This window comes from Microcoleus sp. CAWBG58 (assembly GCF_020883045.1).
Lineage (GTDB): Bacteria > Cyanobacteriota > Cyanobacteriia > Cyanobacteriales > Microcoleaceae > Microcoleus.
Genome location: NZ_JAHRFA010000015.1, coordinates 22,322 through 44,902, shown reverse-complemented (window position 1 = coordinate 44,902; position 22,581 = coordinate 22,322). Strand labels below are relative to the sequence as shown.

Here is a 22,581-nt window from a genome sequence, read left to right as displayed (position 1 = left end):
TCTTTCAAATCAGTAGAATCCACAAGAGTTACCCAATTCGGCTATATCTGGCATTTCTGTGCTTAGGATATTGCTACTAATTGAGCGGTGACTCAACATTTAATGCAGTGCGATCGCTCGCTTGCCTTTAGATATTGTAGGGTGCATCAGCTCCTAGCCTAATTTTCAGGTGGGGAGCCAAGAGAAATGGCTGACCCAACCTACTACAAATATGACTTTTAATTGAATAGATTTCTTCAATAACTATTATTGTAGGGTAGGCATGGAGCCTGCACTAGAGTTTATTTTGAGGAGCTTGTACCTAGCGAGCAATTAACTAGACAAAGTAGTACACTTATAGACAAACCTATACCTGTACTATGTTCAAACTTGCGCGTATTTGCCAAAAAACTCGGACTATCTGTAAAAACTCTTCAGCGATGGGATGCCACCGGGAAGTTACCAGCCAAGGGCATACTGTCGGGGCATCGATTCTACACCGAAGACGATCTTTTAATAGCCAACGGTCTCAAACCCATAGAGCAAGAGCGAAAGATCGTAGTTTACTGCCGAGTTTCATCCAACGGGCAAAAGCCAGAACTCAAAAATCAGTTGCTAGCAATGGAAGCTTTTTGTCTGGGCAGAGGACTAACTGTTGATGAGTGGGTATCAGAAATTGGTGGTGGGCTAAACTTTAAGAGAAAAAAGTTTCTAGCAATTATGCTGTCAATGCTCAAAGGTGAAATATCGATCATCGTAATTGCACATAAAGACAGGATGTGTCGTTTCGCCTTTGAATTCATCCAAGAACTCGCCGTATCGGTTGGATGCCAAATTGTAGTCGCCAATCAAGAATCACTGTCTCCCCAGCAAGAATTAGTGGAAGACTTGATGGCGATCATCCACTGCTTTTCTTGTCGCTTGTACGGCTTGCGAAATTACTCTAAGGAAATCAAGGATAATTTGAAAAATGCTATTGACAAACCTAAACAAGACCTGACAGAATTGAACACAGAAATACAGTGTTGAGGTCGAACAATGCTTTTATCCATCAAAACAAAGCTAAAGCTAAGCAAGAGTCAAGCAACGGTCATGAGCAAACACGCTGGAATAGCACGGTTTACTTATAATTGGGGATTGGCTACTTGGAGCCACCTTTATCAAGATGGATTAAAGCCCAACAAATACCTACTCAAGAAATTCTTTAACAATCATGTAAAGCCTGAGTTTACATGGATTAAGGAAACGGGAATTTGCCAAAAGATAACTCAATACGCTTTTGACAATCTTGGAGATTCGTTTGCGAGATTTTTCTCAAAGAAAGGTGGATACCCCCAATTCAAAAAGAAGGGACATCACGATTCTTTCACTATTGACTCCGGCGGTAAACCGATCCCTGTTGGTGGCACGTCTATCAAGTTGCCGACAATCGGCTGGGTAAAAACCTACGAAGGATTGCCTCATACAACCTGCAAATCAATTACTATTTCACGCACTGCCGACAGTTGGTTTATCGCGTTCGCTTATGAACAAATTCATGAACCAACGGTCAAAAGTCATGAGGTTGTAGGAGTGGACTTGGGAATTAAAGAGTTGGCTACGCTTTCAACTGGCGTAGTATTCCCGAACCCAAAATACTACAAGGAGCATCTCGCAAAACTCAAGAGATTATCAAAAGCTCTTGCAAGAAAAGTCAAAGGTTCTAACAAGAGATTTAAGGCAAAACAAAGAATAGCAAAACATCATGCCAAAATAGCAAACCTCAGAAAGAACACTCTGCATCAAATCACTACTTACTTATGCAAAAACCACGCAACGATAGTAGTAGAAGATTTAAATACTTCTGGGATGCTGAAAAACCACAAACTAGCACAAGTAATAGCTGACTGTGGATTTTATGAATTCAAGCGTCAGTTAGAATATAAGGCTAAAAAGTTTGGTTGTGAAGTGATTGTTGCTGACCGATGGTTTCCATCTAGTAAAACCTGTGCAAAATGCGGGCATATTCAAGATATGCCACTAAAAGAAAGAACTTATAACTGTGGAAATTGCAGTCATTCAATGGACAGGGATTTGAATGCAGCGATTAATCTATCGCGGTTGGCTAAACCGTGAAAGCTTACTGAGGGATAACCGCTCCCATGCTCCCGATGAAGTAAGAAGCAAATGTCTAGGCTTGTCTAGTATTTGTGTAGCAGAAGTCTATGACAATCGCTTGCGAGTTTGAACAAGCGATCGCCATTTGTAAGTCCCGATCGCATTAGGAGCGCGAATTAAATAATTTACACTCTTGAAAGTGGGATGGGTTCTGGGCCCATCCCACAAGAAGGATAAAAATTGTAAGTTATTTAATTCTCATTCCTTAGTATGCTGAGAGCGCAAGCGATATGGCAACAACGGCTATATCGCTCGTCGGATTTTCCTATTTAGCGACTGTTGCACCGACTTTGGCTGCGATCGCGCCTAAAGCGTTGCGGTTGGCTTGTAGGAGCGTGTTATTTTTCTGCACCATGCTGCCACTCAATTCTGGGGGAGCGGGCAGTTTCACACCTAATTTTTCAGCGATCGCGCGGACAATTTGTCTGTTACCCAACAATAATTTGTGGTTTTCTGCCGCTAAGTCACCGCTCCCTGGGCCTGCAACGCTGGGTACAGTTGCGCCTACTTTGGTAGCGATACTGGTAAAAATAGCTCTGTTTTGCAAGATTAGCTGTTGGTTAACTTGCAAAGGATTGCTACCCGACGGTGCTGCCTCGTTGCTAGCTGCTGCGCCTACTTTAGCAGCAATATTTTTAGCTGTTTGACCATTTTTTAATAGCAAATCGCGATTTTGCTGTATGAGTGTTTGTTCGTTGGCTTGGGCAATAATTGCATTATTAGTAGTAGGTGGTTGAACTAATTGACCAGAGCTTCCCAATAATCCAGATGCCAATAAAGTAGCAGTGAAACCAACAATTAATTTAGACATTTTTTCTTTCCTCGATATGTTTTTTTGACAAGCAGTTTTTTTACTGCGTCATCTACCAAAAGAAACATATCAAGACTTTTTTGAGCAGTTTGTCACGAATGTTACATTTCGTAACAAACTCATGCAAAAAGTGCAACTTATAATTGCAATTTTTACAATTACAGACAGAAAGTAGGTTTTTATAGCAGTTGACAGTTGACAGTTGACGGTTGACGGTTGACAGTTGATAAGCGAAGATATTTGCTATCTTTTTTGCTTTTAACTTATTTACTAAGATTTTTGGGTTCCGAAAGTGGCGGCGGCTACACCGAAGAGGAGTACCGCAGCACCTGCGAGTACGGCCGGTGCGGGCATTTCCCCAAACAGCAAATAACCCAAACAACTCGCCCCAACGGGTTCAAACAAGATGGCAAGAGTTACCAGAGTTGGGGAAATTTGCGCTACAGCCCAGTTTAAAATGGTGTGACCTACTAATTGAGGGAAGGCGGCGGTTAATAAAATGTACAGATATACAATGTTTGGATAACCGATATAACTGGTACCGAAAGCGAGGGGTAGAGGTAGCAGGACGATCGCAGCAACAGTATAGGCGATCGCGATATAACCGCCAATTTCCAATCCCCGCCGTTGAGCTTCCCGGCCCAGCAACAGATACAAGCTGACAGCCCAGGAACCAGTCAGAGCAAGGAAATCGCCGAATAATTGAGTGTTGCCGGTATTGGCTGCGCCGCCGCTTCCGAGGGCGATCGCCATGGAGCCAGCAAGCGCTATAGTAATGCCTGCGATCGACATTTTGCTGAGTTTTTCACCAAACCAGAAACGGGATAACAGCGCTACCCAGACGGGATTTGTGGTGACAAGGGCTGTGGAAGCTGCGATCGAAGTATAAGACAGTGAGGTGATCCAGAGAGCAAAGTGCAGGGCGAGACACAAACCCGCCGCCGCAGCATAGCGCCGAACTCCGGGCTGTAGGGCTTTCCACTGAATTTTGGGCCAAGCCGGAAGCAGAATTAAGGCGGATAAAGTCAAGCGAGAAGCGGCGAGCACCAGACTGAAACCGAGGCCGCCCGCGCCTGCTTTCTGGTTGGCTAGCCGGATCAAGATTGAGGCGGTTGAGACTGCTAACACGCCAATAGTTAAGACGAGGGCGATCGACCAATTCGAGGGTTTTTGCGGAATATTCATTTTTTAGGCATTAGCCAAGCAAGTCATTGATAATTGGCCAAACAAATCATTGATAATTGGTCAAATTTTCGCACAAATTCTCAACACTTTTTATTTTCGTCCTTTCTCATCTCTTCCTTCGCGTCTTCGCGGTTCGTTAAAAAAGTCCGATCGCCATGCTTAAAAAATTGGCCTACTCCAAAAATATTAATCTAGAGCGCGCCTAAAATTAGATTACCTCTGTTATAGTTTCAATTACCGCAGCAAACCATTTTCCTACTGACAATTTATAACAATCTATGGCTCCTACAGTTTTGATTACAGGCGCTTCTCAGGGAAGCGGCAAGGCAACGGCACTGTTATTTGCCCGTCGAGGTTACGATGTGGTGATGGTGGCTCGGGAGCCGGAAAGATTGGCAGCAGCAGCGGCTCAGGTGCAGCGTGAAGGCACTTCGGCTGTCGCGATTGCGGGGGATGTTGGTGACATTCAACAAGTGCGGGCGATCGTCCAAAAAGCCCTAGATACGTGCAAAAACATTGATGTTTTGGTGAATAATGCTGGAATTTGTCTCGCAGGGGCGATCGAGCAAACCACCTCCGAAGATTGGCAGCAATTAATGAATACCAATTTTTGGGGCTGCGTTAACACAATTCAAGAACTTTTGCCACATTTTCTCGATCGCAAAACGGGTACAATCGTCAATGTTGGTTCCATTGGTGGCAAAATGCCCTTACCTCAAATGACTGCCTATTGCGCCAGTAAGTATGCAGTAACGGGTTTGACAGAAACTTTGCGATTGGAATTGGCGCCCCAAGGAATTCACGTTTGCGCGGTGCATCCGGGTTTGATCAACAGCGATTTCTTGGAAAGAGCTCAATTTCGCGATCGAGACGAGCCAGCAGTCGAATTGCGCCGCCAACAAATGAGTGAAATGCTAAAATCTGACTGGGCAAATCAACCGGAAGATATTGCTAAAGCCATCTGGGATGCTGTCAAGAATCAGCGTGCAGAAGTCACAGTCGGCCCTGCTTTCTTGGCATCGGAAGCCTATCGCTTATTCCCCGGTTTAATGCAGTGGACAATGCAGCAGAGGTAACTGGTAATGGGGAATTGGTAATTGACAGATAATGCGATAATAAGTAGGGTGCGTCAGCTACCGCGATGTTGGCCAAAAACCAACAACCTCAGAACTGACGCACTCCTCTAATAAATGGTGCGTCAAAACTATACTTTCCGTGCTTTTTCAGAATCTACAACCTGACCAGAAAGAATTAGTTGAAAGCCTCTGGCTTTGATGGAGAAATTAAAATCAGACTATTCATTACTCCAATCCTCGGACTTATAGGTAGAGGTCTCTCTAAAACTGTCAACTGTCAACTGTCAACTGTCAACTGTCAACTGTTGACGCACCCTACACTACAAATTAAAGCACAGAACTAGCATCAATCAAACGACCGGCTAAATCTGCCGGAGTCACATTCAACACAGTTCCTAACAAAGCATTAGTAAAACCGAATCTAATATTAGTAGCTTCCACACGCCCATTACGATCTGGATCGAGACTTTGCTGCGAGATACCGCCCTTGGCTAACAAACTCGTTCCCCCCGATAAAGTTCCTGGATCGAGTAACAGCAGTCTCGGATCGTTTAAACTATAACTCACTTGTTCAAAAGTGATATTGCTGCTGGTGAATGCCGTACTAATTCCGATGGAATCGCTAGACTTATCAAAATCGACAATTACGGCGTCAGGAACTTCATTTCCAACTAATCTAAGTCCAGCTTGATCGACTCTCAAAACAAAGACATCGTTGCCCGCACCTCCTTTGTAAACATCCACATCTCTGTCGCCAATTAAAGTATCGTTGCCGTCACCACCGACTAACAAATCAACACCTTGCCCCCCGCGCAGCAAATCATTTCCCGCACCGCCATCAACGAAATCACTATTTTTATCTCCCGTCAAGAAATCGTTCCCAGCTTCTCCCAAAACATCGTCATCAGCTTTGCCGCCGTACATAGAATCATCGCCGGCACCGCCAAACAGAGTGTCTTTACCATCGTTGCCGAAAATCCTTTCTGCATCTGACGCGCCCCTGACAGTATCATTGCCGCCCAGCATCCAAACTCCCCCAGGAAAACTGGCAAGTTGTCCCGGTGCAAGTGTAATATTTTCAGCAGTATTGTCTCCTACCAAGCGAGGGATGCCTGAATTATCTGGGGTGAGTACCATAGTTGTAAATTTTGTGCGATGTGATAATGGATATCTTGTAATATTCTACACTTTGGTAGGGTGAGCCCAAACCAAGTTACTTTTTGTGTAAAGGCCGATCGCGCGATCGCACTTTACAGCCTAATATACAGCTTGCTCAAGCTTGGCACAAGCCCGATCGGGCGATCGCACATTAAAATAAAAGTTAAAACTAGAGCCAATGCCAATTATCTTAGTTAAAGACTTAAGCAAAGTTTATCCCGTAGCGATTAAGGAACCGGGACTCAAAGGAACCGTGCAGCACTTTTTTAAGCGCACTTACCGCAATATCAAAGCAGTTGAGGGCGTTTCTTTCAGTATTGAACCTGGGGAAGTGGTGGGGTTTCTCGGCGCTAACGGTGCGGGCAAAACTACGACGCTGAAAATGTTGACTGGTTTGATTTACCCGTCTGATGGTAATGTCACTGTGTGCGATCGTACTCCTTTTAGCCGCGAAGCAGCTTTTCTGCAAAGAATCACCTTAGTCATGGGGCAGAAACAGCAGTTAATTTGGGATTTACCCGTGCTCGACTCTCTGCGAATCAATGCCGCAGTCTACGGCATTCCCGATAAAGATTACCGACAGCGAATCGGAGAATTGACAGAAATGCTGTCACTAGAAGGCAAGTTAAATCAGGCGGTACGCAAGCTGTCTTTAGGCGAGCGAATGAAAGCTGAATTGATGGCGGCGCTGCTACACCAACCGGAGGTATTATTTTTAGATGAACCGACTTTAGGTTTAGATATCAACGCCCAGTTTAGTGTCAGGCAATTTCTGCGAGAATATAACGAGCGCTATCAAGCAACTGTGCTGTTGACAAGTCACTATATGGCTGACATTACGGCTTTATGCAAGCGTGTTTTGTTAATCCATGAAGGGCAATTAGTTTATGATGGCAGTTTGGACGGATTGCTCGACAGGTTTGCACCTTACCGAGAAGTCCAGGTAAAATTAGCCGAACCGCTAGCAAAAGATAGCGCTTTTGCTTACGGCGAGGTAGAATCTATTGAAGGTAATTCAGTCCGGTTTTTGGTCAAAAGGGAGGAGCTGACGGCGAGCGTGTCGAAGATTTTGGCGGACTTGGAAGTGATAGATTTGACTGTCACAGATCCGCCAATTGAAGAGGTAATCGGTCGAGTTTTTCGCACGGGAAAAGTGTAATCATTCTCATTGTTATCGTTGCCATAATCGGCTTATGGGTGATAACTTAAGGCTAAATTCCTTTTAGACTCTGACTTGCATCGAAGTCTAGATCCCCCTAAATCCCCCTTAACAAGGGGGACTTTGACGAAGAAGAATTGGTTTAAAGCCTCCTTACTTATAGGGGGAAATAAAACAAAATTATTCACTGTTTCAATCCTCGGATTTCCAGGTGGAGGTCGATCTAAAATTGTCAACTGTCAACTGTCAACTGTTGAAGGCTGCCTGGTTCTCCCTAAATCTTCCTTAAAAACCGGAACTTTGACCGCTTCCAGTCCCCCCCTTCTTAAGGGGGGTTAGGGGGGATCGAAGCCCAATTATCATAGGGAAATATTTAATATCTCAAATCTAAAATTCACATGAAAAAAATCCTCAGAATTGCTAAAACCTTGCTCCTGACTTACTACGCTTATATGCTCGAATACCGGGCAGAATTATTTTTGTGGGCGCTGTCGGGAGCTTTGCCGTTTATCTTGATGGGCGTGTGGATGCAAGCATCAGAAAGCGGTCAGTTTGGGCTAAAGGCGATCGACTTTGCCCGTTACTTTTTGGCAGCTTTCATTGTCCGACAAACTAATGTAGTTTGGGTGATTTGGGAGTTTGAAAAAGAAGTAGTGCAAGGCAAGTTATCTAATAGATTGTTGCAGCCTCTAGATCCAGTATGGCATCACTTCGCATCCCATGTTTCCGAAAGGTTTGCGAGGCTACCGTTTGTATTCGGATTAGTGCTGCTGTTTTTTGCACTTTACCCGCAGTCTTTTTGGGTGCCGAGTTTGGGCAGGTTTTTGCTGTTTGCCTTGGTTGTCGTCTCGGCTTTTTGCTTGCGGTTCCTGATCCAGTATACCTTTGCGCTGTTTGCTTTTTGGATAGAGCGCGCAAGTGCGATCGAGCAATTCTGGTTTTTGATTTACCTATTTTTATCGGGAATCATCGCGCCGTTAGAAGTGTTTCCCCCAGCAGTGCGCGCAGTTGTTTTGTGGACTCCGTTTCCTTATTTGATTCATTTTCCTGCTTCAATTTTGATCGGATTGCCCGTTGATGTTGGCCGCGGTTTGTTGGTGATGCTGGGTTGGGGCGCGGTGTTTTTTGTGTGGAATCGGTGGCTGTGGCGGCAGGGTTTGAAACAATATTCCAGTATGGGAGCGTGAACAGTTGACAGTTGACAGTTGACTTAAACAGTTGACAGTTGACTTAAACAGTTGACAGTTGACAGTTGACAGTTGACAGCGAATACGGGACAGTTGACTTAAACAGTTGACCTTTGACAGCGAATACGGGACAGTTGACAGTAGAGACCGGACAATAGATAGTGGATATTTAGCGAACAATCTCTGGCGCTATCAACTATCTACTATCAATTATCAACTATTAATGACTGACAACTCCCCCCCTTAAAAATAAATCTTTTGCCTTTGCCGTCCGAATTGTAAACCTTTATAAGTATTTATCTATAAATAAAAAAGAATATGTATTGTCAAAACAACTACTACGCTCTGGAACAGCTATCGGTGCATTAGTCAGAGAAGCAGAACAAGCCGAAAGCAAAGATGATTTTATTCATAAACTAGCGATCGCCCTCAAAGAAGCCAACGAAACAGAATACTGGATATTGCTACTTGGAGAAACTGATTATCTCACCCCAAAAGAAAGCGACTCAATCTTAAATGACCTCAAAGAACTCCTAAAACTACTAACCAGCATCATCAAAACAACCAAACAAAAACTCAATGATAGTTAACAGCGAACAAATGAACAGTTGATATTTGCCGAACAATCTCCTGCCCTGTAAATTATCAACTGTCAACTGTCAGGGTGCATCTGGTTTTTGAAGAGGGCGAAGCATGACCGCATATAAGTTATTAGTTATAATTTTATATTGACTGCGGTCATGCTTCGCCCCTACGGATATATTTGCTTGCAGATGCACCCAAATGTCAACTGTCAACTGTCAACTGTCAACTGTTACCAGGCATCATGCAAAAATGCAATCGCCACCATCCGACAATTGCATCAAACTTATTTTTTTGTATCCAAAAATACAAAAGTTTACAAGAAATTCTTATATTAATAAAACCAACGACGGATAAACGAGATAAAAGAGATTCTAATGACAGCCAAAAAAAACCTGATTGTAATCGGCAATGGCATGGTAGGTCACAAGTTCCTAGAGTTAATGGTGAGTTCGGATGCTGCCAAACGCTGGAATTTAATTACTTTCTGTGAAGAGCAACGGGTTGCTTACGATCGCGTAAACCTCAGCGGATTTTTCTCTGGCAAAACTGCGGGAGATTTATCTCTAGTTGCACCAGGATTTTATCAAGAAAATGGCATTCAAATTCATATCGGTGACAAAGCAGTCGCCATCAATCGCGAACAAAAAACTGTCTCTTCAGCTAACGGTTTAGAGGTTCCCTACGACAAAATTGTTCTCGCCACGGGTTCCTATCCCTTCGTACCGCCCATTAAAGGCAAAGATGCGGCCGGCACTTTTGTTTACCGGACAATTGATGACTTGGAGGCGATGTCAGATTATGCTAAAAATTGCAAAACAGGTGTAGTAATTGGCGGCGGTTTGTTGGGTTTAGAATGCGCTAATGCTCTGCAAAATATGGGTTTGAAAACTCATGTGGTTGAGTTTGCATCGCGGCTGATGCCCGTGCAAGTTGACGAGGTTGGTGGTGCGATTCTCCGCAACAAAATTGAGGAGTTGGGGGTTTCGGTTTACACGAGCAAATCTACCACTGAAATTGTCAGCGAAGATGGCAAAGTTACTAAAATGCTGTTTGCTGATGGTTCGGAATTGGCAACGGATATGATTGTGTTTTCTGCTGGTATTCGCCCTCGGGATGAAATTGCCCGAGGTTGCGGGATTGAAGTGGGAGAAAGGGGCGGTATTACGATTAACGATCGCTGCCAAACTTCGGATTCTGATATTTATGCGATCGGCGAATGCGCGCTTTATCAAAATCGCATCTACGGCTTAGTTGCTCCTGGGTATACAATGGCGGGCGTAGCAGCGGATATTTTGAGCAGCGCTGCGGATGACAGCACTAGCACTTTCACTGGTGCGGATATGTCCACAAAACTGAAACTTTTGGGTGTGGATGTGGCGAGTTTTGGTGATGCTTTTGCACATTCTGCCGGTGCTAAAGAGATTGTTGTTGCTGACAATTTCCAAGGCACTTACAAGAAATTAGTTTTAAATCAAGATGGTAGCCGGATTTTAGGCGGGATTCTCGTCGGAGATGCTTCTGCTTACGGCACTTTGCTGCAATTCATGCAAAATGAAATTGCTTTGCCACCGCATCCTGAAGATTTGTTGATGCCACCGCGCGAAGGCGGAGCACCTGCTGGTTTTGGTGTGGAGAGTCTGCCGGATTCTGCTCAAATTTGTTCTTGCAATAATGTTAGTAAAGGGCAGATTTGTGAGGCGATTCGCGATCGCAATTTAACAGATGTCGGCAGTGTCAAGAAATGCACTCAAGCTGGTACGGGCTGCGGCGGTTGCGTGCCTTTGGTGACGGATATCTTTAAGTCGGAGATGAAGAAAGCCGGGGTTGCGGTCAAAAATCATCTCTGCGAACATTTTGAGTTTTCCCGTCAAGAATTGTACCATTTGGTGCGCTCTCAAGAGCTGAAAAGCTTTGATGAGACGATCGCCAAACACGGCAAAGGGCGCGGCTGCGAAATTTGCAAGCCTGCTGTGGCTTCGATGCTGGCTTCTACTTGGAACGACCATATTCTAGAGAAGTCTCACGTCGGTTTGCAAGATACCAACGATTACTATTTGGCAAACATTCAGCGCGACGGTACTTATTCGGTGATACCGCGAATCCCGGGTGGAGAAATTACGCCGGAGAAGTTGATTGCTTTGGGAGAAGTTGCCAGGGATTTTGGGCTTTATACTAAGATTACTGGGGGACAGCGGATCGATTTGCTTGGTGCTCGGGTGGATCAGTTGCCGCATATTTGGCACCGCTTGATTGATGCGGGATTTGAGTCTGGCCACGCTTACGGTAAGGCTTTGCGAACTGTCAAATCTTGTGTTGGCAGCACTTGGTGCCGCTTTGGGGTGCAGGATTCAACGAGTTTGGCGATCGAGGTTGAGTTGCGCTATCGCGGTTTGCGAGCTCCTCACAAATTTAAGTCTGCTGTGTCGGGCTGCACTCGCGAATGCGCGGAAGCTCAAAGCAAGGATTTTGGGATTATTGCTACTGAGAATGGTTGGAATTTGTACGTGTGCGGTAACGGCGGAATTAAGCCGCAGCACGCGGTTTTGCTGGCGGCGGATATCGATAAGGAAACTTTGATTAAGTATATCGATCGCTTTTTAGTCTTCTACATTCGCACGGCGGATCGTTTGGAACGTACTGCTACTTGGTTGAACAAGCTTGAGGGCGGAATTGAATACTTAAAGCAGGTGGTTGTTGAGGATTCTCTGGGCATTTGTGCAGAGTTGGAGGCGCAGATGGAGCATTTGGTGAATACTTATCAATGCGAGTGGAAAACGACGATTGAAGACCCGCAAAAGGTGCAGCGATTCCAGCATTTTGTGAATTCCGATTTGCCAGATCCGAGTATTGTTCGTGTCGAGGAACGGGGACAAACTCGCCCTGCTTACGAGCATGAAAAGGCCATAGCTGGAGTTTCGGATAAATAACAGCGATCGGGTTTGTAGTGAGGACTTTAGTCCGCAGGAGTTTTAAGAGGACTGAAGTCCTCACTACAAACCAATTTAGCGTGATAACGTTTGTAGTGAGGACTTTAGTCCGCAGGAGTTTTAAGAGGACTGAAGTCCTCACTACAAACCAATTTAGCGCGATCGGGTTTGAGGACTTTAGTCCGCAGGAGTTTTAAGAGGACTGAAGTCCTCACTACAAACCAATTTAGCGCGATCGGGTTTGAGGACTTTAGTCCGCAGGAGTGTTAGGAGGACTGAAGTCCTCACTACAAACCAATTTAGCGCGATCGGGTTTGTAGTGAGGACTTTAGTCCGCAGAAGTGTTAGGAGGACTGAAGTCATCACTACAAACCAATTCACCGTGATAACGTTTGTAATGAGGACTTTAGTCCGCAGGAGTTTTAAGAGGACTGAAGTCCTCACTACAAACCAATTTAGCGGTTTTTAACTGGAAATTGGGAAGGAAATTGTATTAAATTAACAGGAAAAAAAATGGTTCAATCATTACAGGTTTCCGATACAGTAACAACTTGGGTAGATGTGTGCTCTCTGGATGCGATCGCCCCAAATACAGGAGTTTGTGCTTTGGTGGCTGGGGAACAAGTGGCTGTTTTCCGAGTGGGAAACGGGGATGAACTGTATGCTTTGAGCAATTACGACCCGTTTAGCAAGGCTTTTGTGTTGTCCCGAGGACTTGTGGGCGATCGCAGCGGCACTCTCAAAGTTGCTTCTCCGATTTACAAGCAGAATTTTAGCTTGGCTACTGGCCAGTGTTTGGACGATGAAACGGTAACAATTCCGACTTTTCGGGTTCGGGTTGCAGGCGATCGCGTTCAAGTAGCAGCTAGCTAGATTCAACCCCCCAATTGTTCGAGATTTATCCGCCAACACCCAACATTCCGATTGGGTGATGGCGGATTTTGCATTGGGGCGCGATCGACCCAGTAGTTTTGATATAAAATAGAGTCGATCGGCTGCATACTACAATCTGGATCGGACAGCGGTAGAAATCGCATCTACAGTCAAACTTTCGTCCGCCTGCACGGTGTAAAGAAGATAGAGTAATTTCAACCACTCGGTTTTCTATCCGCTATACAAGCGGGTTTTGTATCTCTAGAAGCCTTTTCAACCGCGAGCGTCTTATTTCAGATTTTCAATGCAAACAAACTTTAGGGGGTAGGATATCAGTATGTTGTTCAAAAAACTTGTTGCCGAAAATCATCCCCAGACAGTAGCAGAGTTAATCGAGGTACAACTCAAAACAGGTCAACTGACTGGGGCCCAAGTCCAAACACAGGTTTTCGGCCAGCACTGGCGAGACGAATCTTTGCACGAATTTCTCCAAGAAATTGCAGCCAAGCTCGACAAAGAAACAGCGAGCGAAGTTATAGAATATTTGATAACTCAAAATGGTCAACAAGAAAAATTTATTAATTTATTGTTAGCAGCAGAATGCCTATCAAGAGTTAAAAATGGCATCAATGAAACAACCGAAAAAAAACTGTTAAACGCTTTAAAAAAGTTATCGCAATACGGTACGGTTTTTCTGATTCTTTATCAAAGCGCTGAAGAATTGCAGGAAACTTATCAAATTCGCTATCGATCGATCGCCGCGATCGCCCAAACTTGGAAAAACGACCCGCAAACCCTGCCTTGGCTCAAAATACTAGCACACTCCAGCGACAGCGGCGAAGTCCGCGCCACAGCAGTCAAAGCGATAGCCTGCGGTTGGCCTGACGATCCAGAAATTTATCTGATGCTCAAAAACCTCGCTAAATCCGATCGAAGCTGGGCAGTGCGATCGGCTGCAATCGAAGAAATGGCTTCTGGTTGGCCCTCTAACAGCGATACCTTGCCGCTGCTGGCGGTTCTGGCTCAATCCGATCGCAGTCCCGCCGTCCGCACCTGCGCCCTGGAACAGTTGGCCTCTCATTGGCGCGATCGCACAGATACCTTGCTGCTGCTGAGAACTGCCGCCGAATCCGACGAAAATTTGGGAGTGCGAGTCGTAGCGTGGCAAGAAATAGCCAGAGGTTGGCACAGCGTTTTAGGCACGGTATCCCAGCTCAAAAACCTTGCCCAGACAGGAAGTTCTACCCTGCGAACAGTAGCGGTGCGGGAATTGGCAGCGGGCTGGCCCGCCGATGACGAGGTTTGCTTGCTGCTGAAAACCCTAGCCACCTCCGACAGCAACGAAGAAGTGCGAACAGCGGCGATCGAAGAATTGGCCTCGCGCTGGCCGGGCGAACCAGATATTTACCCGCTGCTGAAAAGTCTCGCCCAGTCCGACGCGAGTTCCACCGTCCGGCAGGCGGCAGTCCAAGGAATTGCCTCTGGCTGGCCATCTAAGCCCGAAACTCTGGCTTTTTTGCAAAATATAGCTACGAGCGATCTCGACGCCGAACTGCGCGAAATAGCCTTGCAACAAATTGCTTCCTGTTGGCCCGACAGCCCAGAGACACTGCCCCTGCTGCAAAAAATTGCGAACTCAGATGATTATTGGACTGTGCGGCAAGTGGTAGTTGCAGCCGCAGCCACCTTACCGTCAGCCAGTCTCGAAGTCTTTGAATGGTTGAAAATTCTGGCCCAATCAGACAGACACATCAACGTCCGAGAAACTGCGGTGGAACAGATAGGAAGAGTCTGGGGACACCGGGGCGAGACGCTGCCTTTTCTCAAACAACTAGCGGAGTCGGAGCCCAATTCTCACTTGCTGAGCGTGCTGGTGCGAGAAATAGCGCGGGGATGGCCACAAGATCCGGAAACCTTGTCTTGGTTGAAAATACAGCTTGAGGCTGGGGATGAGGAGGTGCGTGAGGTGGCGGTGCAGGAACTCGCTCGCAATTGGCCCGATGGTGCTGAGACTTTGCGGATGTTGGAGGCTAAAGCAGAGGGCGATGAGAGTTCGGCTGTCAGGAAAATTGCTTTGCAAAAGTTAGCCCGGGGGCGGACAAATGAGTCTCAAACTTTTGAGTGGCTGAAAATTAGGGCCGAGCAGGATGATGATTCGCAAGTGCGGGCGATCGCTCTGGTAGAGTTAATTCGGGGATGGAAGGACGAACCGGGAATGTTTGAGTTTTTGCGCCACAGAGCTCTTACCGATGCCTACGATAGAACAGGTTCTTTTGCTTACAATCCCCGGTTTACAGCACTCGAAGCAATTATCGAACATTATCCCGAAAATGAGGAAACTTTGCGATTGGTGCGATCGCTCGCAGTTTCCGATGCAGACGAGCAAGTGCGGGCTTTAGCGGGCCGCCGGTTGGCGAGTCAAGATTGGTAATTAGTCATGGGGCATCGGGCATCGGGCATCGGGCATCGGGCATCGGGCTATTTATAACGGTGCTCAGAAAGATGAGGTATGTTGTTGGGAAGAGAGCCCTTCTTAGTTTAGTGGTTATATAAGCTGTCAGTCATACCTCATCTTTTTAAGAAAGGCTATATATATTGATTTTGCCGCACGATTGATGTTGATTCTTGCACCGAATTGATGTTGATTTTTCCACGCGAGCGATGGGTATTTTTCCACGCGAGCGATGGGTATTTTTCCACGCGAGCGTCCCCGCTCGCACTGTGGGATTTCCGACAATCTTTGTTGATTTTTGCCCGCGAGTGGGCTATTCTTTCCCGCGAGCGGGGACGCTCGCACTGTGGAATTTCCGGCGATTTTTGCCAATTTTGATCCGCGAGCGATGGGTATTTTTCCACGCGAGCGATGGGTATTTTTCCACGCGAGCGGGGACGCTCGCACTGTAGGATTTCCGGCGATTTTTGCCAATTTTGATCCGCGAGCGGGGGCTATTCTTTCCCGCGAGCGGGGACGCTCGCACTGTGGGATTTCCGGCAATTTTTGCCAATTTTGACCTGCGAGCGGGGGTTATTTTCCACGCGAGCGGGGACGCTCGCACTGTGGGATTTCCGGCGATTTTTGCCAATTTTTCCACGCCGTCCCTCGCACTCAATCCAATTTGCAATTAAATGAGGTAAATCAATGTCATTCAAACAAGATTTTATTCAATTACCACTTCCCAAAAACATCCATTTCATAACCTTCGTTACCTGGGAAAGACTAGAACTAACTCCACCAGCTCGACAAGTTGTTCTAGATTCTACCTTGCACTTTCACAACCAAAGATATCAACTATTCGCTGCCGTTATTATGCCAGATCACGTACATCTTTTGCTTCAGCCTTTTCCAAAGTCTAACTCTCAAAACTGGTCAATTGGAAGCCTGCTGCATAGTCTTAAAGGCTTTAGTTCTACAGAAATCCCTAAAGTAATGAAGCATATCGGTAAAGTTTGGCAAGATGGGCGACACGCCGAAATTATTAACAGCCACCAACAGTTTATCAATACCTGGGAATATATTAAACAAAATCCTGTCAAAGCTAACTTGTCAGATACGCCTGAAAAATATCCTTTTTTATGGGAAAACAGCTAATCTGACGACAAAAAGTGCTGTCCCCGCTCGCGATCAATTTATTCTCAAAACACCTATATTCATTCCCAGAACACCTATATTCATTGGGTACATCTCAGTTTTGTAAAAAGCTTTTTTTGTAGTGCGAGCGTCCCCGCTCGCGTGTACAATAGGCGAATGGGGACAGCACTCTAAATGCAAAACTGAGATGCTCCCTATTTATTCCCACAAAAGGGCGATCGCAAATCGCACCGCTTCCCCCATCATCGAACAGCGAATACTCGCCGACGCCGTTTTCTCCCACCTCAACAACTGTTCCCGAAAACCCGCGTCTTGCTTGGCCCGCTCCACGATCGCCTGACTGATGACTTTCTTCTGAATCTGCTCTGTCGGAACACCTTGCTGCTTCAAATAATCCAACAACCGCTGTACGCTTTCAGAGAATTTATCCGGCGTCTGAGACATCAAAATAAACGAAATTTGGCGCACCATTCGCTCGTAGATTTCCTGTCTTCTGAGCAACACCTCTTTTGGGAGCGGCCTCGGTGGCTGCGGTGTTGCTGACTCCTGCTGCGAACCGTTATCCGCAACAGCCAATCCCAGCAAAATCAAAATTTCAGCGCCCTTAGCTAAAACCTTTTCCAACATATCTGGATAAAGCGCCAATATGCGATCGCCCAAAATCTTACCATTCACCAAACGGTTCGCGCTCAGCCGCAGTAAATTTTGCTCTCGGGCAGACTCAAAAAATTGAATGTTCAACTGAAGTTCGCAACTCTCTAACTCCACCCGACGCACCGTAAATACCAAAGCCTCCCAATTAGGAAACTCACCAAAACACACCTCCACAATCGAACTTTCTTCGTGATACTGCTGTCCCAATTCCCCAGACTCAAAATCGCGATCGACCGGAAAGCGATTTGCCACAACTTTTGCAGTATAATCAAAGTCAGTAAAAACATAACGACAGTTAACTTTCGACAGATCGACCTCTTGAACCTGCCAATTTTGAATGCAGCACCCCGTAAGCTGCGCCCCCTCCAAATCCGTCCGAATTAAATGGCACTCAATCAAACAAGCTTCTCTTAAATCCGCTTCAGCCAACATCGAATCCACCAAATAAGCGCCGCTTAAATCAGCTTTCCGCAAATCAGCACTGCGTAAATTAGCCTCGCTCAAATCCGCCCGCAGCAAATACACTTCTTGCAAGTTAGCTCGCAGCAAAAGCGCCTGCTTAAAACTCGCTTTCAATAAATAAGCACCCGCCAGATTCGCTCGACTCAAATCAGCCCGATCCAGCACCGCCTCAGTCAAATCCGCCCCCGCCAGCACAGCTCGGTGCAAGTCAGCGCCCGTCAGATTTGCCGATCGCAAAATCGCACCATTCAAATCAGCTTCAATCAAATTTGCACCGCTCAAAATTGCCGATCGCAAATTCGCTTCCACCAAATGCGCTTCCCGCAAATTAGCACCCGTCAAATTAGCACCAACAAGACTCGCGCGGTTGAGATTCGCCTCCATCAATTCCGCCATCATCAACTGCGCGCCGTCGAGTTTAGCTTTTTCCAAATTAATTTGGTCAGATTTAACTCCTTGAAGATTAGCACCGCCCAAATCCGCTTCGCACAGCGCCGCCCAATTAAGATCCGCTGCTTCCAAACAACCAAGACGCAAATCTGCTTTCGCAAGATTTGCTCCGCTCAAATTTGCCCCAGTCAGATTCGCCCCAGCCATCCCCGCACTGCGGAGATCCGCGCGGCGCAAACAAGCCCCAATTAACTTAGCATTGCTCAAAAAAGACCAGCTCAAATTAGCACCCGTCAAGTTAGCACCAGTTAAGTCTATTTCTCGAAGGTTGACACCGCTTAAACTAGCACCGCTGAGGTCAATATGAGCAAAGTTGCGCTCTCCCTCTTGGTAGCGCTGTAAAAATTCCTGTATTTGCATTCGCAGGGGAAGGGGAAGGGGAAGGAAAAAAACTATTTCTAGTCTGGTAAAATAACCATTCTCTCGTTTGTAGTGAGGACTTTAGTCCTCGGATTTTATGCGGACTGAAGTCCTCACTACAAACCAATTTAATACGTTTGTAGTGAGGACTTTAGTCCTCGGATTTTATGCGGACTGAAGTCCTCACTACAAACCAATTTAATACGTTTGTAGTGAGGACTTTAGTCCTCGGATTTTATGCGGACTCGCATTCCTCACTACAAACCAATTTAATACGGAAAATCATCTGATTCAGCAATTGCCCTGATTGAATAATCTTAGAGAAAGCGCTGCAATTCCTGCTGCAAATACTTTGCCCATTTAGTCGCTAGAGGAATTTCTGTAAAAGGAACCTGCACCGAAGCAGCATCTTTCAACAAAAATTCTAGGGCAATCGCCTTTCCAGAATTCGGCGGCGATTCTAAATCTACCACGGCACCGTTAACTAAGAGCCGCAGCGACTGCACATTTTTCAAAGAAAAACTTTGCAAATTCACAGGGCCGCTGCGAGTAGGTTTCCCCCAAGTCAAACAGTCTTCTTGCTGACCGAGTACAGCATAAATATCGTACTTTGCCTTGGCAAATTGTTCCGCCCAGACCCGATACGCTTCTAACTTTTGATACTCGTTCCATCCAGCCCAAGCCAGAGCAATAAAAAGTGCCAGCAGCGGCAGCCACATTAAACCTCTTTCCATGCAATATCCTTGTTGAAAATACTCCCGGTTTTGTTTGCCATCTACTTTAATGATACAATTGATTGAACCCCTAAAACTTGCTCGGAAATTTAAACTAGAAACTCCAGCAATTTTCCCTCGATCGACAGCCACGGCCGACAAATACCAAACGCCTGTGCGCGAGTCATCCAGCAGCCGCCACCCGTAAAACTGGCGATCGCGCTGAAAATTGGGTTATTGTTGTGAACAAGCCTTCCCTAAACGGACGATCGGCCATGAAAAAGTTTTTCCTTTTGTGCTTATTTTTAATCGGGCTCGGCTGGGCGATTTCAAATTTCCCAGGACTGGCTACTCAAGGCACTTACGACTCGATTGTGCTGGATTTCCGCGAAGATATCGGTAATCCTAATGTTGCAAAACGAGTAGAAGAACTCGCCCAACAGTACCAAATCGCACCGCAACTCAACAGCGAATTCTCAGCATCAGATAATGTGTATGTTGTCAAGGGCGATCGCACTTTGCTAAACGCCCTGAGAAAATCAAATTTGGCTAAAGATACCGAATACATTGAACCGAACTACGTATACAGCGCTTTCGAGATTCCCAACGACCCCATGTATACCAAGCAGTGGAATCTTCGCAGCATCAACGTAGAATCTGCCTGGAACGAAACCAAAGGCAGCGGTACGACAGTAGCGATAATTGACACGGGCATTACCCCCGTTGCCGACTTAAAAGAAACCAAGTTTGTACCGGGCTACGACTTTGTAAACGATCGCCCCGAAGCCTACGATGACAACGGCCACGGCACTCACGTCGCAGGTACCGTCGCCCAATCAACTAACAACAACTACGGCGTCGCAGGCATCGCCTACGAAGCATCTTTAATGCCTCTGAAAGTATTAAGCGGCAGCGGTGGCGGTACAGTTTCCGACATTGCCGAAGCAATTAAATTTGCAGCAGACAATGGCGCAGATGTCATCAACATGAGTTTAGGCGGCGGCGGCGAAAGTCAGTTAATGGCAGAGGCGATCGACTACGCCCACTCTAAAGGCGTTGTCATCATCGCAGCCGCAGGCAACTCCGGCGAAAGTTCCGCCTCCTATCCCGCCCGCTATCCCCACGTCATCGGCGTTTCCGCCCTCGGCCCCAACGAAGAAAAAGCCGATTATTCCAATTTCGGCGCCGGGGTTGACATTTCTGCCCCCGGTGGTTCAGAACTAGGCAAAATTCTGCAAAGTACGATCGACCCAGAAACCGGCAACGAAATTTTTGAAGCCTACCAAGGCACCAGCATGGCTTCTCCCCACGTCGCCGGCGTAGCAGCCCTGATCAAAGCCTCGGGCATCACAGAACCAGACCAAATTCGCAGCATACTCTTGCAATCCTCGCGAAATGTCACAGAAGACCCCTTAAACCATTTTGGTTCGGGACATCTAGACGCAGGCGCAGCAGTTCAGCTAGCCCAGCGCGGACAAATCAACTTCCGCGACTTCTTCCGCTGGCTGCGCGACAACGGCTATCTCAGCCCCCGCTTCTGGATTGACGGCGGTGCAGTCGCCCTGTTGCCAAAAATTGCCATGGTGCTCGGTTCTTACCTGCTGGCTTTCATTTTGCGGAATTATTTCCCCTTCGCCTGGACTTGGGGCTTTTCCGGCGGCTTGATTGCTGGAAGTTCTGGCTTCTGTTTCCTCCGCAACTTGTTTGTATTTGACTTGCCGCAGTGGCCGATGAGAATCATGGGTAGTTCTATCCCCGAACTCGGCGGTGCAATTAACGGCAGCAGTATGCTCAATCCCTTATTTGCTAGCGTTTTGATTCCCGGCATTTTGATTGTTTTGCTGTTGGGACACAGAGAGTGGAAGTGGATCGCGATCGCAACTTCGATCGGCTTTGCTAGCTGTTTAGCAGTCAATGCTATTCTCTCTCCCTCAGTTTGGGGATTGGGAACTGGTTTAGTAGCACAAACATTCTTGATTGTCAATGCTTTGTTGTGTTTTGGATTGGCACGTTTGGCAATTAAAACAGAGGCACAGTCAGCATGAGTATTACAGTCAAAGGCGAAATTGAACGCAAAGGATTAGGCCCGGGCACTTGGGCTTTAGTCGGCGAAGATGGGGAAACTTACGAACTTAAGGATGCTCCTTCTGAGTTGAAAAAAGCTAGCCTGAAAGTCAGCGTCACAGGTGAAATCCGCAAGGATGTAATGACTTTTGCGATGATCGGCCCGGTGCTTGAGGTGCAGTCTTTCGATCTGTTGTAGGTCGATCGACTCCCTCCAACTTTCGCTCAAAAAAAACCCCGGCCAAAATTGGCTGGGGTTTATTAATCAGGGTGCATCTACATAATTTAAACTCCGCTCCGACAGCACCACATTCAGGAAAATTTAGAAAATTTATTTGAACAACTTAGTTTCTTTCAACATTTCTCGCGTAATGCCTGTAGGGGCTCGCTTGCCCCGCGATCGCCCTTATGTGCTGGGGTAGGCACGGGGGTACTACCCCTACAAATCTTGATGAATCATTTAGGATTGCTATATAGCGGTTATCACAAAGATTCGCGGACGTTGTTGGGAAGAGAGCCCTCTGAGTTTAGTAGTTATATAAGCTGTCAGTCATACCTCATCTTTCTGATAAATGCTATATATCTAATTTTTGCCAAAAAAAACCCGGCCAAAATTGGTCGGGAGTTAATTAATCAGGGTGCATCTACCAATTAAGCTTCCTCAGAATTCCAGCGCAATCCGGAAAATCACCTCAATTTTTTTTCAGCATCAGCCTTAACACAAAAAAAACCCGGCCAAAATTGGTCGGGAGTTAATTAATCAGGGTGCATCTACTAATCTAATCTCCGGCGCGACATTACCTCGTTCCGGACTGTTTGGGAAATTAGTCAAAATTGATGGCTTGATATCGTTTCCGGTTGGATCGGAATTATTTAACCGCAGAGAGCGCAGAGGGCACAGAGAGAGAAGATGGACATGAATACAGGGCTATGCAATCGGATTTGCTCTGAGGTGCGATCGCTCAAAAAAAAACTCCCAGGCCAAAATTGGTTGGGAGTTAATTAATCAGGGTGCATCTACTAATTTAGTCTCCGGTAGCACCGTACCTCTTTCGGGATAGTTTCGGAAATTAGTCAAAATTGATGGCTTGATATCGTTTCCGGTTGGATCGGAATTATTTAACCGCAGAGAGCGCAGAGGGCACAGAGAGAGAAGATGGACATGAATACAGGGCTATGCAATCGGATTTGC

The 22,581-nt window shown here is 46.3% G+C and carries 23 protein-coding genes; 16 read left to right on the top strand and 7 right to left on the bottom strand.

Features of this window, described 5'->3' with window-relative positions:
* Positions 1 to 369: 369 nt before the first annotated feature.
* Positions 370 to 1,008, top strand: coding sequence for an IS607 family transposase (locus QZ918_RS09180; protein WP_527250392.1), 639 nt, complete (start codon positions 370 to 372; stop codon positions 1,006 to 1,008).
* 9 nt (positions 1,009 to 1,017) lie between these two features.
* A complete protein-coding gene (locus tag QZ918_RS09175; protein WP_293333799.1) occupies positions 1,018 to 2,094 on the top strand; it encodes an RNA-guided endonuclease InsQ/TnpB family protein in 1,077 nt (358 codons plus the stop codon).
* Between the two features lie 307 nt (positions 2,095 to 2,401).
* On the opposite strand, the gene QZ918_RS09170 is transcribed toward QZ918_RS09175, so the two are convergent.
* Positions 2,402 to 2,947 carry a hypothetical protein gene (locus tag QZ918_RS09170; RefSeq protein WP_293333796.1) on the bottom strand — a complete coding sequence of 182 codons (546 nt, stop codon included), beginning with the start codon at positions 2,945 to 2,947 and terminating at the stop codon, positions 2,402 to 2,404.
* Between the two features lie 270 nt (positions 2,948 to 3,217).
* Complete coding sequence (locus QZ918_RS09165) at positions 3,218 to 4,132, bottom strand: DMT family transporter (RefSeq protein ID WP_293333793.1); 915 nt, start codon at positions 4,130 to 4,132, stop codon at positions 3,218 to 3,220.
* A 278-nt stretch (positions 4,133 to 4,410) separates the two neighbouring features.
* On the opposite strand from QZ918_RS09165, the gene QZ918_RS09160 reads away from it, so the two are divergent.
* Together QZ918_RS09160 and QZ918_RS09155 are read left to right on the top strand one after the other, a co-directional pair.
* Entirely contained in the window at positions 4,411 to 5,208 is a 798-nt protein-coding gene (locus QZ918_RS09160; protein WP_293333790.1) for an SDR family NAD(P)-dependent oxidoreductase, read from the top strand.
* Positions 5,209 to 5,387: 179 nt separating this feature from the next.
* Complete coding sequence (locus QZ918_RS09155; protein WP_293333787.1) at positions 5,388 to 5,552, top strand: hypothetical protein; 165 nt, start codon at positions 5,388 to 5,390, stop codon at positions 5,550 to 5,552.
* Here QZ918_RS09155 and QZ918_RS09150 read toward each other — a convergent pair.
* Entirely contained in the window at positions 5,536 to 6,345 is an 810-nt protein-coding gene (locus QZ918_RS09150) for a calcium-binding protein (RefSeq protein WP_293333784.1), read from the bottom strand. The two genes, QZ918_RS09155 and QZ918_RS09150, sit on opposite strands and share 17 nt — an antisense overlap.
* A 199-nt stretch (positions 6,346 to 6,544) precedes the next feature.
* On the opposite strand from QZ918_RS09150, the gene QZ918_RS09145 reads away from it, so the two are divergent.
* The 5 genes from QZ918_RS09145 (at position 6,545) to nirB (ending at position 12,224) form a co-directional block, all read left to right on the top strand.
* Positions 6,545 to 7,525: an ABC transporter ATP-binding protein gene (locus tag QZ918_RS09145; protein WP_293333781.1), complete on the top strand. Its 981-nt coding sequence runs from the start codon at positions 6,545 to 6,547 to the stop codon at positions 7,523 to 7,525.
* A gap of 398 nt (positions 7,526 to 7,923) precedes the next feature.
* The gene (locus tag QZ918_RS09140) at positions 7,924 to 8,712 is read left to right on the top strand and encodes an ABC transporter permease (protein WP_293333778.1); all 789 of its coding nucleotides are present in this window, start codon (positions 7,924 to 7,926) and stop codon (positions 8,710 to 8,712) included.
* Positions 8,713 to 8,939: 227 nt separating this feature from the next.
* Positions 8,940 to 9,302 (top strand): four helix bundle protein, encoded by a 363-nt coding sequence (locus tag QZ918_RS09135; RefSeq protein ID WP_293333926.1) that lies wholly within the window; start codon positions 8,940 to 8,942, stop codon positions 9,300 to 9,302.
* Positions 9,303 to 9,452: 150 nt separating this feature from the next.
* The gene (locus QZ918_RS09130) at positions 9,453 to 9,632 is read left to right on the top strand and encodes a hypothetical protein (protein ID WP_293333775.1); all 180 of its coding nucleotides are present in this window, start codon (positions 9,453 to 9,455) and stop codon (positions 9,630 to 9,632) included.
* Positions 9,633 to 9,671: 39 nt separating this feature from the next.
* Positions 9,672 to 12,224, top strand: coding sequence for a nitrite reductase large subunit NirB (gene nirB / locus QZ918_RS09125; RefSeq protein ID WP_293333772.1), 2,553 nt, complete (start codon positions 9,672 to 9,674; stop codon positions 12,222 to 12,224).
* A gap of 177 nt (positions 12,225 to 12,401) precedes the next feature.
* Here nirB and QZ918_RS09120 read toward each other — a convergent pair whose 3' ends face one another.
* Entirely contained in the window at positions 12,402 to 12,587 is a 186-nt protein-coding gene (locus QZ918_RS09120) for a hypothetical protein (RefSeq protein WP_293333769.1), read from the bottom strand.
* A 150-nt stretch (positions 12,588 to 12,737) separates the two neighbouring features.
* On the opposite strand from QZ918_RS09120, the gene nirD reads away from it, so the two are divergent.
* Positions 12,738 to 13,097 carry a nitrite reductase small subunit NirD gene (nirD, locus tag QZ918_RS09115; RefSeq protein ID WP_293143783.1) on the top strand — a complete coding sequence of 120 codons (360 nt, stop codon included), beginning with the start codon at positions 12,738 to 12,740 and terminating at the stop codon, positions 13,095 to 13,097.
* 2 nt (positions 13,098 to 13,099) lie between these two features.
* Here nirD and QZ918_RS09110 read toward each other — a convergent pair whose 3' ends face one another.
* Positions 13,100 to 13,261, bottom strand: a complete 162-nt coding sequence (locus QZ918_RS09110; protein WP_293333766.1) for a hypothetical protein — start codon at positions 13,259 to 13,261, stop codon at positions 13,100 to 13,102.
* Between the two features lie 173 nt (positions 13,262 to 13,434).
* On the opposite strand from QZ918_RS09110, the gene QZ918_RS09105 reads away from it, so the two are divergent.
* The 3 genes from QZ918_RS09105 to QZ918_RS09095 all read left to right on the top strand — a co-directional run bounded on the left by QZ918_RS09105 (position 13,435) and on the right by QZ918_RS09095 (position 16,686).
* Entirely contained in the window at positions 13,435 to 15,528 is a 2,094-nt protein-coding gene (locus tag QZ918_RS09105) for a HEAT repeat domain-containing protein (RefSeq protein WP_293333764.1), read from the top strand.
* 488 nt (positions 15,529 to 16,016) lie between these two features.
* Entirely contained in the window at positions 16,017 to 16,223 is a 207-nt protein-coding gene (locus QZ918_RS09100; protein WP_293333761.1) for a hypothetical protein, read from the top strand.
* A 13-nt stretch (positions 16,224 to 16,236) separates the two neighbouring features.
* Complete coding sequence (locus QZ918_RS09095; RefSeq protein WP_293333758.1) at positions 16,237 to 16,686, top strand: REP-associated tyrosine transposase; 450 nt, start codon at positions 16,237 to 16,239, stop codon at positions 16,684 to 16,686.
* A 198-nt stretch (positions 16,687 to 16,884) separates the two neighbouring features.
* On the opposite strand, the gene QZ918_RS09090 is transcribed toward QZ918_RS09095, so the two are convergent.
* Together QZ918_RS09090 and QZ918_RS09085 are read right to left on the bottom strand one after the other, a co-directional pair.
* Entirely contained in the window at positions 16,885 to 18,612 is a 1,728-nt protein-coding gene (locus QZ918_RS09090; protein WP_293333755.1) for a pentapeptide repeat-containing protein, read from the bottom strand.
* A gap of 317 nt (positions 18,613 to 18,929) precedes the next feature.
* Positions 18,930 to 19,346, bottom strand: coding sequence for a hypothetical protein (locus tag QZ918_RS09085; protein WP_293333752.1), 417 nt, complete (start codon positions 19,344 to 19,346; stop codon positions 18,930 to 18,932).
* A gap of 49 nt (positions 19,347 to 19,395) precedes the next feature.
* Here QZ918_RS09085 and QZ918_RS09080 point away from each other — a divergent pair, with 49 nt between their 5' ends.
* The 3 genes from QZ918_RS09080 to QZ918_RS09070 all read left to right on the top strand — a co-directional run bounded on the left by QZ918_RS09080 (position 19,396) and on the right by QZ918_RS09070 (position 21,588).
* Positions 19,396 to 19,533 (top strand): hypothetical protein, encoded by a 138-nt coding sequence (locus QZ918_RS09080; protein ID WP_293143760.1) that lies wholly within the window; start codon positions 19,396 to 19,398, stop codon positions 19,531 to 19,533.
* Positions 19,534 to 19,600: 67 nt separating this feature from the next.
* Positions 19,601 to 21,370, top strand: a complete 1,770-nt coding sequence (locus QZ918_RS09075; RefSeq protein ID WP_293333749.1) for a S8 family peptidase — start codon at positions 19,601 to 19,603, stop codon at positions 21,368 to 21,370.
* Positions 21,367 to 21,588: a hypothetical protein gene (locus QZ918_RS09070; RefSeq protein ID WP_293333746.1), complete on the top strand. Its 222-nt coding sequence runs from the start codon at positions 21,367 to 21,369 to the stop codon at positions 21,586 to 21,588. Before QZ918_RS09075 ends, QZ918_RS09070 begins: the two co-directional genes overlap by 4 nt.
* Positions 21,589 to 22,581: the final 993 nt, after the last annotated feature.